General features: G+C 42.7%; 9 protein-coding genes. 3 read left to right on the top strand and 6 right to left on the bottom strand.

Features of this window, described 5'->3' with window-relative positions; genetic code table 11:
- Window positions 1-25 precede the first annotated feature (25 nt).
- The 4 genes from HMPREF2685_RS02225 to HMPREF2685_RS02210 all read right to left on the bottom strand — a co-directional run bounded on the left by HMPREF2685_RS02225 (window position 26) and on the right by HMPREF2685_RS02210 (window position 3,139).
- Window positions 26-520, bottom strand: a complete 495-nt coding sequence (locus tag HMPREF2685_RS02225; protein WP_003008959.1) for a beta-class carbonic anhydrase — start codon at window positions 518-520, stop codon at window positions 26-28.
- A 283-nt stretch (window positions 521-803) separates the two neighbouring features.
- Complete coding sequence (gene radA / locus HMPREF2685_RS02220) at window positions 804-2,162, bottom strand: DNA repair protein RadA (protein WP_398578089.1); 1,359 nt, start codon at window positions 2,160-2,162, stop codon at window positions 804-806.
- Window positions 2,163-2,175: 13 nt separating this feature from the next.
- Window positions 2,176-2,742 carry a histidine phosphatase family protein gene (locus HMPREF2685_RS02215; RefSeq protein ID WP_070465006.1) on the bottom strand — a complete coding sequence of 189 codons (567 nt, stop codon included), beginning with the start codon at window positions 2,740-2,742 and terminating at the stop codon, window positions 2,176-2,178.
- Window positions 2,693-3,139 (bottom strand): dUTP diphosphatase, encoded by a 447-nt coding sequence (locus HMPREF2685_RS02210; protein WP_009731797.1) that lies wholly within the window; start codon window positions 3,137-3,139, stop codon window positions 2,693-2,695. Before HMPREF2685_RS02210 ends, HMPREF2685_RS02215 begins: the two co-directional genes overlap by 50 nt.
- Window positions 3,140-3,553: 414 nt before the next feature.
- Between HMPREF2685_RS02210 and HMPREF2685_RS10925 the strand changes: the two genes are divergently transcribed.
- Window positions 3,554-6,832: a SpaA isopeptide-forming pilin-related protein gene (locus tag HMPREF2685_RS10925; protein ID WP_070465002.1), complete on the top strand. Its 3,279-nt coding sequence runs from the start codon at window positions 3,554-3,556 to the stop codon at window positions 6,830-6,832.
- Window positions 6,833-6,979: 147 nt separating this feature from the next.
- Here HMPREF2685_RS10925 and HMPREF2685_RS02200 read toward each other — a convergent pair whose 3' ends face one another.
- Window positions 6,980-7,669 (bottom strand): gamma-glutamyl-gamma-aminobutyrate hydrolase family protein, encoded by a 690-nt coding sequence (locus tag HMPREF2685_RS02200; protein ID WP_049482564.1) that lies wholly within the window; start codon window positions 7,667-7,669, stop codon window positions 6,980-6,982.
- A gap of 274 nt (window positions 7,670-7,943) precedes the next feature.
- Here HMPREF2685_RS02200 and HMPREF2685_RS02195 point away from each other — a divergent pair, with 274 nt between their 5' ends.
- Both HMPREF2685_RS02195 and galU read left to right on the top strand, forming a co-directional pair.
- Entirely contained in the window at window positions 7,944-8,960 is a 1,017-nt protein-coding gene (locus HMPREF2685_RS02195) for an NAD(P)H-dependent glycerol-3-phosphate dehydrogenase (protein WP_070464999.1), read from the top strand.
- 45 nt (window positions 8,961-9,005) lie between these two features.
- Window positions 9,006-9,914 (top strand): UTP--glucose-1-phosphate uridylyltransferase GalU, encoded by a 909-nt coding sequence (gene galU / locus HMPREF2685_RS02190; RefSeq protein ID WP_003008975.1) that lies wholly within the window; start codon window positions 9,006-9,008, stop codon window positions 9,912-9,914.
- Window positions 9,915-9,977: 63 nt separating this feature from the next.
- Here galU and HMPREF2685_RS02185 read toward each other — a convergent pair.
- A partial coding sequence (locus tag HMPREF2685_RS02185; protein ID WP_148130434.1) for an LPXTG cell wall anchor domain-containing protein occupies window positions 9,978-10,650 on the bottom strand: 673 nt, incomplete at its 5' end.

Raw genomic sequence — 10,650 nt, 5'->3', positions numbered from 1 at the left:
TGTCTTCCTATACTCTTCTATCTGCTTATTTCACTTCTGAGATCAATCCGGTGTCCACATCATACACAGCTCCTGAAATCACCACATCCTCTGGAATCAAAGGGGAAGCTTTTAAAAGCTCCATATCTTCACGGACACTCTCTTCAATGTCTTGAAAGGGAAGGAAGTCACGATCTCCCACATCCACTCCCAGTTCTTTCTTGAGATGCTGACGGAAACCCTCGTTTTCAAAGGTCTGTGCGCCACAGTCTGTATGGTGCAAGACCACAATTTCACGGGTTCCCATTTGCTGCTGGGAGATGACCAAGGAGCGAATCATATCATCAGTCACGCGCCCTCCAGCATTCCGCAAAATATGGGCATCTCCAAGAGCCAGACCCAGTGCTGGTGCCACGTGAAGGCGGGAATCCATACAGGTCACAATGGCTACTTGTGTTTTGGGCTTAATCGGAAGACGGAGGTCTCCATGTAGCGCCACATAAGCTTGGTTAGCTGTTAAAAAATTATCAAAATAAGACATGGTCTCTCCTTTATTCCTTTGAAATTCAAATCATCTATTATTTTACCACAACTCACTATTTCTGTCAGGGGATACCTCCTGTCATCTGTCACATCTGAAAAAAGGGAGTGGGAAAGAACTCCAACTAATTAAAAAGAGTTCGTCTTCCCACCCCCGCACAGTTGATTAGGTCATCTTTGGAGCTTAAAAGGCGAACAAAGATGCCAATCAACCACTGCGTCATGCTGTTATTACTATCAAACATCAAAGACTGGACAGTTTTTGCCCAGCCTCTTTTCTACTATTAAAATACTTTCTTCAAGACTTCAGACAGTGTACTCACACCGACCACTTCGATCCCTGATGGTGTCGAAATCCCCGTCAGAGAGTTTTTCGGAACATAAATCTTGGTAAAACCGAGCTTGGCAGCTTCATTGATCCGTTGTTCGATCCGGTTGACCCGGCGGACTTCTCCTGTCAAGCCTAGCTCTCCGACAAAACATTCCTGCGGGTTGGTCGGCTTGTCCTTGTAGCTGGAGGCAATGGCTACGGCTACGGCTAGGTCGATAGCTGGCTCATCCAATTTGACGCCACCAGCTGACTTGAGGTAGGCATCCTGATTTTGAAGGAGCAAACCCGCTCGTTTTTCTAACACCGCCATGATAAGACTAGCCCGATTGAAATCAAGTCCCGTTGTCGTCCGCTTGGCGTTACCAAACATGGTCGGTGTCACCAAGGCCTGCACCTCCGCCAAAATCGGACGCGTCCCTTCCATGGTGACCACGATGGACGATCCAGTTGCCCCATCCAAGCGTTCTTCCAGAAAGACCTGACTCGGATTGAGGACCTCAACCAGTCCACCTGATTGCATCTCGAAGATCCCGATCTCATTGGTCGAGCCAAAACGGTTTTTGACCGCTCTCAGGATCCGGAAGGTATGATGGCGTTCCCCCTCAAAGTAGAGCACCGTATCCACCATGTGTTCCAGCATCCGAGGTCCTGCCAAGGTTCCTTCCTTAGTTACATGCCCCACAATAAAGATAGCAATGTTATTGGTCTTGGCCAGCTGCATAAGCTCAGCTGTCACCTCTCGTACCTGAGATACTGACCCCTGCATCCCTGAAATTTCAGGAGACATAATCGTCTGAATGGAGTCAATGATCAGAAAGTCAGGTTGGATGCGCTCTACTTCTGCTCGCACACTCTGCATATTGGTCTCGGCATAGAGATAAAACTCACTGTCGATATCCCCCAAGCGCTCTGCTCGAAGTTTGATCTGCTGGGCTGATTCCTCTCCACTAACATAGAGAACCGTTCCCACTTGAGATAGCTGGGTCGACACTTGAAGGAGAAGGGTCGATTTCCCAATCCCAGGATCCCCACCGATGAGGACGAGACTTCCTGGGACGACACCGCCTCCAAGGACGCGGTTGAATTCCTCCATCTCGGTCTTAGTACGATGGACATTGATGGAGGTTACGTCCGACAGTTTCATGGGTTTGGTCTTTTCACCCGTCAAGGACACACGCGCATTCTTGACCTCTGCAACTTCGACTTCCTCCACAAAGGAAGACCAAGAACCACAGTTAGGACAGCGCCCTAGGTACTTGGGTGAGTTATAAGCACAATTTTGACAAATAAATGTCGTTTTTTTCTTTGCGATGATAAACCTCTTTCTAAATCTCTATCTCACACTCAATCACTTGACAAAAATCAATCTTCTCATTTGCCACAAACTGGCGCATGAGCATGCGATGGGTTACAACTACCACAGTTTGATATTCCCGATACTTAGCCATGCATTCTAGAAAACGAGACTTCATCTCTACAGCTGTCTCATATTGAACAGGAGAATTCGGGAGCAACTCCCCCTTGTTTTCTAAAAACAGACATCTAGCTGTTTCAAAGTTCTCTATACCTGTTTCATAAACCTGCCATTCGTGCAATAAAGGCTCTACCCTCAAAGGAAGGCCAGTAGCACAAGCCAGATAAGAAGCTGTTTCTAATGCTCGCGTCACTGCTGAAGCTACTAGCAGATCAGCTGATTGGAACAAGGGGTTTTGGCAAAGGTCCTGAGCCTGTTTCCTTCCCTTCTCAGATAAGGGAGCCAAATCTATCCCGAATCCAGTATAGGAACGCTCCTCTAACTCACGGTAATCTGGCTCTCCATGACGTACAAAGATAATCTTCATCTTAGTGCCCTGTTGACCCAAATCCACCAGTACGAACTCCGTCTGCTTCATCTCCATCTGCGATTAAAAATGGTGCAAAGACAGCCTGAACCACACGTTCCCCGACTTCAAGGACGACTTCCTGGTCGGTAATATTTTTCATCTGAGCAAAGATATGACCTTCATTTCCAGGATTGCCGTAGTAGTCTCCATCGATAACCCCCACAGAGTTGATCAAGACCAGGCCTTTTTTGCGAGGGTTAGAGGAACGGTCGTAGAGATAGAGCACCTCACCCGCTTGCATATAGGCCTTGACCCCAGTTGGAACGAGGACGATCTCTCCTGGTGCAATCACTGTGCGCTCGGCTACCTTCAAATCATAGCCAGCCGCATGGGCCGTCTCCCGTTTTGGAAGCAAGTCCTGATTGGTATAGCTTGATACAAGTTCAAATCCACGAATTTTTGTCATCATGATTCCTCTTTCATTCTAAATAGTTTCTATCTCTTCTATTATACCATCACTTTGCCCTAGCGTCTCTCCTATACTACTATTCGTATTTTTTTAGTTTTTTTGGAAAATTATTGACAGTTTCGTGTATGCTTTCTGAAAATTATAGTAAGTAAATGAAAATATATTTTATTATATGATTTATGCCAAAAATCGCCCTTTAAAGCTTGAAGCTACTCATCATTTTTGCTATAATTCCCTTTGTAGGGAATAATTTTAAAACTAAAATATTTTTCTTACTAAAACAAATATATGGAGGTCTTTCTCAAGATTCAATTTGGAAACTTGAGATCTTACGGAGCGGATACAGATCTCGACCAGTTTGACCATATTGTATAGTGGGAATAGGATTTTATGAAAAAAGGGGTAGATAAAATGGATAAGAAAAAAAATGTCAAAATTTTTGCATTTATCCTTGCTTTATTAACGGTTCTCTTCACTCTTAGCCTGACCAAAACATCAGCCGAGACACCCGGAGTAACCGTTACTGGTAAATTCGTGGATACGATTTCAAATATCAAAGTATCCAACAATGAAGGAGGAGATCTCAACTGGGACTTACAACAGTGGGCAACCTTCCGAATCAACGCTGATTTTGATTTGTCTGGAAAAAATGTTAAAGCAGGAGATTCAACTGTAGTTACTGTTCCAGATGCTTTGATGATTACTTCAAGTTCGTTTCCAATTAGAGATTTAAATACAAATGAAGTTATCGCAAATGCTAAAGTAAACCCAGATAATAAATCCATTACAATTACCTATACGGATTATGTTGAAAAACACTCCGATACAAGCGGATCATTCTTCTTTTACGCTCGTATCGATTTCAAAAAACACCCTCAAAAAGGTGAGGTTCCAGTAGAAATCACCATTAACAACGAAACAAAATTTGCTGGTAAAGTTTCATTTACTGGTGTCGGCGACGGAAATCCAAGACTTTTAACAAAGACTAGTTGGGTAAACGCAGGGGACCAAAGGGAAATTCAATACACGATTTCTGTCAATCGTACAAAGCAAAATATTAAGAATGCCACACTCGAAGATCACTTACAATTTACGAATGCTTCATACGTAAAAGATAGCATTAAAATTATTAAAGGTAAATTCTCTTTTGATGCTGGTGAATGGGTATTCTCTGATAGAGTTGATGTAACAGACCAACATAAGATTACAATTAGCGAAGATGGTCGATCATTTGTTATCGATTTAGGTGATGTTACTGAAAATGACCAATATCGTATTGCTTATAATGTTCGTTTAAATTATGACCCTGCCGACGGAGAGGTTTTGAGAAATGAAGCAACTCTTAAAGGTATAGGTATTGAAACCAAAAATATAACGAATGCTGCAGCCGTTCAAATTCCTGGTGGTGCTGGTCTTGGTTATGTTTACTCAATCAATATCCATAAAGTAGACGATGCAAATCAACCTCTTAAAGGTGCTAAGTTTAGAGTTGTTCGTCAAGCTAATAATCAAGTCATTGGTGAGTTTGAATCAGATGAAAATGGTAATATTGCTGTTGGCAAACTGTTAAAAGATAAATATATCTTAACTGAAATTGAAGCCCCTTCAGGTCATATCATCAAAGAAGCCGATACTGTGGTTAATGTTGAAGATTTTGGAGCAGATCATTCGGTAACCAAAACAATTATTAATCCGAAAGATAAGCCAAAAGAAACAAAAGCTACCATCGAACTTGATAAAACTCTTACCGGTCGTGATCTAAAAGACGGTGAGTTTAGCTTTGAATTGTACGAGGGTGCAACTAAGCTTCAAACTGTTACCAATAAAAACGGCAAGGTAACATTTGATCCGATTTCTTATAAGGAAGCAGGAGAACACACTTACACTGTAAAAGAAGTTGTTGGAAATACACCAGGTGTCACCTATGATACAACTGAAAAACAAGTGACCGTGAAGGTTACACAAGACGGACAAGCTCTAAAAGCTGATCTTGTCTATCCAGAGAATAAAACATTTAACAACACTTATACGGCTCCTAAACCAGCAAAAGCTAAAATTTCAGCTAGCAAGATTTTAGAAGGTGCTGAATTGAAGAATGGCGAATTCAATTTCCAATTGTTGGATGAAACCGGAAAAGTTCTTCAAACAAAACAAAATGCTGCAGATGGTACGGTAACCTTTGATGACATTTCATATTCATCAGAGGACGCAGGAAAAACCTTCCACTACACGATTAAAGAAGTCATTCCTGAAAGCAAAGCAAAAGGAATGACCTACGATGAAGGAAATATTGATGCGACTGTAACTGTCACAAAAGATGATGCAAGCAATACACTCAAAGCTTCTGTGACATATGGTGATAAGACATCCTTCACTAACAAATTGGTAACCACTTCAATTCCACCAACTCCTCCAACTGTTGACAAACCTGAATTGAAACTGTACAACATTCAATTGCACAAAGCTAACGCAGATGGAAATGCTCTTGCAGGTGCAGTATTCGGGCTTTTTGAGGCAGATGGAACTACTCCAGTCGCTAACCCATATGGTGAAGGTCAAGCAACAGCTACTTCATCAGATGAAGAAGGTAAGAAGGGGCTTGTAACCTTTACAGGATTGGAAGCAAGAGATTATGTTATCAAAGAACTGACAGCCCCATCTGGTTATCAACTATCAACAGATGTGATTAAAGTTTCTGCTAGCGAGTTGAAAGCTGCGACTAACCTCGTCGTAGACAAAGGAACAGTGGTCAACAAACCATTCACTTCAATTCCGCCAACTCCTCCAACTGTTGATAAACCTGAATTGAAACTCTACAGCATCCAATTGCACAAAGTGAACCAAGAAGGAAAAGCTCTTGTTGGTGCCGTATTCGGTCTCTTTGAAGCCGATGGTACGACTCCTGTAGCGAACCCTTATGGTGAAGGTCAAGCGACTGCAACTTCTGATGCGAATGGTCTTGTAACCTTTACAGGATTAGAAGCAAGAGATTATGTAGTGAGAGAACTCTCAGCTCCAGACGGTTACCAATTATCAGATGAAGTCATCAAGATCGCAGCTAGTGATTTGGTTGCTTCAAACAGTGTAGTGGATAAAGGAAATGTCGTTAACAAACCATTTACTTATATCCCACCAACTCCTCCAGTGGTGAACAAACCTGAATTAAAACTTTATAACATTCAATTACATAAAGTGAACGAAAAAGGTGAAACTCTTCCAGGTGCTGTATTTGGTCTCTTTGAAGCTGATGGTGTCACACCAGTTGCCAACCCTTATGGTGCAGGTCAAGCGACTGCTACTTCTGATGCGAATGGTCTTGTAACCTTCATTGGATTTGAAGCGAAAGATTATGTTATCAAGGAATTGACAGCCCCTGCTGGCTATCAATTGTTGAGCGATCCAATCACTGTTACAGTGGAAGACTATGTAAAATCTACAAACTTTGTAGTGGATAAAGGAAATGTCGTTAACAAGAAGACACCTCCAACTCCTCCAACTACTCCTTCAACACCTCCAACACCTTCGACTGATAAACCGAAAGGAAATCATCCTTCTGGTAAACAATCGAAAGAAGGTAAGAAACAAGGTCTTCCTTCTACTGGTGAAACAGTAAGTACTGGACTTGTTGCAGCAGGGCTTGCCCTTGCAGGTGCTGGAAGCATGATCGTTGCTAAAAAACGCCACGAATAAGTCTAAAACAGGTTTTCATCTAGCATTGCTAGATGGACCTGTTTTTTTTATTGATGACCACACTGTTTTCTGACCTTATTTCCGGTATTTTTGCGTCTTTTCTAAGACACAAAAAAGAGATCAGCTCAAGTCCAATCTCTAACTTCATTATAATTCCTGTAATAAATAACGGAAGAGTTCTAAATTCCCTTTTTCTTCATTTACCAAGTATTCTGGATGCCATTGCAAGCCCATAATCCGATGGCCGTCTACTGCTTCAATCGCTTCGATGGTGTGATCGCGCGGATCAAAGGCGGTCGCACGGAAATTTGGTGCAAGATCCTTGATACTTTGACGGTGAACGGAATTGATCCGACTGGCCTGACCAAAGAGTTGCTCCACCACACTACCTTTTTTAGTCTCGATAGAATGGGAAGTCCCAAATGGAAGACCTTGCCAATGACCTTCGATCTCTTGGTTGAGTGTTCCTCCAAAAGCGACATTGATCAACTGAACCCCACGGCAGATTCCTAGAACCGGTTTGTTTTGGCGAACTGCTTCCTTCAGTAGGGCAAGCTCAAATTGGTCACGTTCGATATTGTAATCATCGCTTTCGATGGTTTTTTCTTCGCCATAGAGACGAGGATCGACATTTTGGCCTCCACTTAAGATCAACTTGTCAATCGTTTCAACATAATCCTTAACTAAGGAAGGATCTCCCATCGGGATGACCATTGGAAGTCCACCTGCTTGACGGATCCCTTCCGCAAATTGACTAGACACGGAGGAATGAAGGTTTTTCCCTTCCGGGTCAACCGGACAGAGATTAGCGGATACTCCAACAATTGTTCTGCACATATTCATTCCTCCTTCATTTTAACTACTACTTATCTTACCACCCATTAGTGATAGTGTCTAATATGTATTTTTTAAAACCGTGATAGATTTTATTTATCACCCTCACCTTCCTCACAAAACAATTGATGATCATACAAGTTTTTTTACCTATATTATGTTAAAATAGAGAGGAAAATAGAATCGTCCTTCAAGGCACACATTCGGCCGTTTCGAAGGTGCAAGCGCTAGATTTCCTAGCCTTGTTGAAAAAATAGACATAGAAATGGAAGATACAATGGAAAAACAAACCGTTGCAGTATTGGGTCCTGGTTCATGGGGAACAGCCCTTTCACAAGTCCTCAATGATAACGGCCATGAAGTCCGTCTCTGGGGAAATATCCAAGAACAAATCGATGAAATCAATACCGCTCATACCAATCAACGCTATTTCAAAGACATCGTTATTAGCGAAGAGATTACTGCTACGACCGATCTGAAAGCAGCTTTGGACGGTGTGGATGCTATCCTTTTTGTCGTTCCTACAAAGGTGACCCGCCTGGTCGCTAAACAAGTCGCTGAGACACTGGATCATCCTGTAACGGTTATGCACGCATCTAAAGGGCTAGAGCCTGGTACACATGATCGGATTTCCCAGATCCTGGAGGAAGAAATCCCTGTGACTCTTCGCAGTGAGGTCGTGGTCGTATCTGGACCAAGTCATGCTGAAGAAACCATCGTTCGTGATATTACTCTGATCACAGCCGCATCAAAAGATCTAGAAGCTGCCCGCTACGTTCAAGAACTCTTTAGCAACCACTACTTCCGCCTTTACACCAATACGGATGTCATCGGTGTAGAAACAGCTGGTGCCTTAAAAAATATCATCGCAGTCGGCGCCGGTGCCCTGCACGGTCTTGGCTACGGGGACAATGCCAAAGCAGCCATCATCACGCGCGGTCTCGCTGAAATCACGCGTCTCGGTGTGAAACTTGGAGCTAGCCCCTTGACCTATAGTGGCCTGTCTGGTGTTGGTGACTTGATAGTAACAGGAACCTCTGTTCACTCGCGTAACTGGCGAGCTGGGGATGCACTCGGTCGTGGTGAAAAGCTCGAAGATATCGAAGCCAATATGAGCATGATCATCGAAGGGATCTCTACGACCAAAGTCGCCCACGAGCTGGCCCAAGAACTGGATGTCTACATGCCGATTACACAAGCCATTTACCAAGTCATTTATGAAGGGAAAGATATCCGCGAAGCCATCCACCACATGATGAGCAATGAATTTAAAGAAGAAAATGAGTGGAAATAAGCCAACCACCCTAACATCAATCCTACCTTTTAGAAAGGAAACTATATGACTAAAGTTAGAAAAGCAGTCATTCCTGCGGCTGGTTTAGGGACACGCTTCCTCCCAGCTACCAAAGCTTTGGCAAAGGAAATGTTGCCAATCGTTGACAAACCTACGATCCAATTCATCGTAGAAGAGGCTCTGAAATCTGGAATTGAGGAAATCCTTGTCGTAACTGGGAAGGCCAAACGTTCGATCGAAGACCATTTCGATTCTAACTTCGAATTGGAATACAATCTCGAGCAAAAAGGCAAGACTGACTTACTCAAGTTGGTCAATGATACAACAGCGATCAATCTTCATTTCATCCGCCAAAGTCACCCTCGAGGTTTAGGGGACGCTGTTCTTCAGGCAAAAGCCTTTGTTGGAAACGAGCCTTTTGTCGTTATGTTGGGAGATGATCTCATGGACATCACTAATGATGATGCCTTGCCATTGACCAAACAGTTGATGAACGACTACGATGAAACCCATGCGTCCACTATCGCTGTGATGGAAGTCCCTCACGAAGAGGTTTCTTCTTACGGTGTGATCGCACCTCAAGGCGAAGGCATTAACGGTCTTTATAGCGTTGAAACTTTTGTCGAAAAACCAAACCCAGAGGATGCTCCAAGTGATCTTGCTATTATCGGACGCTACCTCTTGACTCCTGAAATCTTTGATATTCTTGCAAATCAAGAACCAGGTGCTGGCAATGAAATTCAATTGACGGATGCGATCGACACTCTCAACAAGACCCAACGAGTCTTTGCCCGTGAATTTAAAGGCCAACGCTACGATGTAGGTGATAAATTCGGCTTCATGAAAACTTCGATTGACTATGCCTTGAAACACCCTCAAGTCAAAGATGATCTCAAACAATATATTATCGACCTTGGAAAAAAATTAGAAGCATCTGAACAAACTGCAGACTAAAAAAGAAGGAAGAGAGATTTCATTCTCACTTCCTTTTTTGTTGTATCTTATAAACTGTATCGTTTAATGGGTTCTACGTTTTTCGATGTAGTAGCCAAATCCAAAAACTGTCAAAAGAACTCCGCCTACCATCGTCGCGATTGAGATACTTTGTCCGGTTGATGGTAATTTTTTCTCACCTTTCTTCTCTTCAATTTTTGCTGCAGATTTATAAACTACACCATAAGTTGAGAAATGAGAGGTTGTAAATGTTACGGCTGACTTTTCTTCATTTAGTTGGAATTGGAAGGATTCCAATTGACCATTTTCACCGATACCATAAACTGCTTCTACTTCTTTTTGCCCATTGACTGGAATGGTCACAACCGTTGGACTAATTTGATGTACAGGATTATTTTGGTTCGATAATTGAATATTATATGCCTTGTACTCTTTACCAGCTAGTTCTTTAACATCTTTCAAAACTTCAACAAGGAGACTATAGCCACCTTGAGCAAAATCAGGGTTTTGCAAGACGATACCTGTTGCCTGGTCTACTAAAATATACGAATTTGTTGGTAAAACTGGACGACCAACGGTACTAACACTGTTACTGTTTGTAGGAACAATAGTAGTTGTACTACTTGGTGTTGTTTTCTCCTTGCTTGGTTCCGTACTTGACTCAGTACTTGGTGTCGTTTCCTCCTTGCTTGGTTCTGTACTTGATTCTGTGCTTGGCTTCGTTTCTTCCTTGCTT

Origin of the sequence: Streptococcus sp. HMSC074F05 (assembly GCF_001808725.1) — a bacterium.
In the GTDB taxonomy this organism is placed as follows: domain Bacteria; phylum Bacillota; class Bacilli; order Lactobacillales; family Streptococcaceae; genus Streptococcus; species Streptococcus parasanguinis_I.
The sequence above is the reverse complement of the archived record's forward strand: the minus strand, read 5'-3'. Positions and strand labels throughout refer to the sequence as shown.

Bases quoted from the DNA above. Each gene is read 5' to 3' on its own strand.
- HMPREF2685_RS02225 (WP_003008959.1), bottom strand. From the start codon at position 520: ATGTCTTATTTTGATAATTTTTTAACAGCTAACCAAGCTTATGTGGCG.
- HMPREF2685_RS02215 (WP_070465006.1), bottom strand. From the start codon at position 2,742: ATGAAGCAGACGGAGTTCGTACTGGTGGATTTGGGTCAACAGGGCACT.
- HMPREF2685_RS02210 (WP_009731797.1), bottom strand. From the start codon at position 3,139: ATGACAAAAATTCGTGGATTTGAACTTGTATCAAGCTATACCAATCAG.
- HMPREF2685_RS10925 (WP_070465002.1), top strand. From the start codon at position 3,554: ATGGATAAGAAAAAAAATGTCAAAATTTTTGCATTTATCCTTGCTTTA.
- HMPREF2685_RS02200 (WP_049482564.1), bottom strand. From the start codon at position 7,669: ATGTGCAGAACAATTGTTGGAGTATCCGCTAATCTCTGTCCGGTTGAC.
- HMPREF2685_RS02195 (WP_070464999.1), top strand. From the start codon at position 7,944: ATGGAAAAACAAACCGTTGCAGTATTGGGTCCTGGTTCATGGGGAACA.
- galU (WP_003008975.1), top strand. From the start codon at position 9,006: ATGACTAAAGTTAGAAAAGCAGTCATTCCTGCGGCTGGTTTAGGGACA.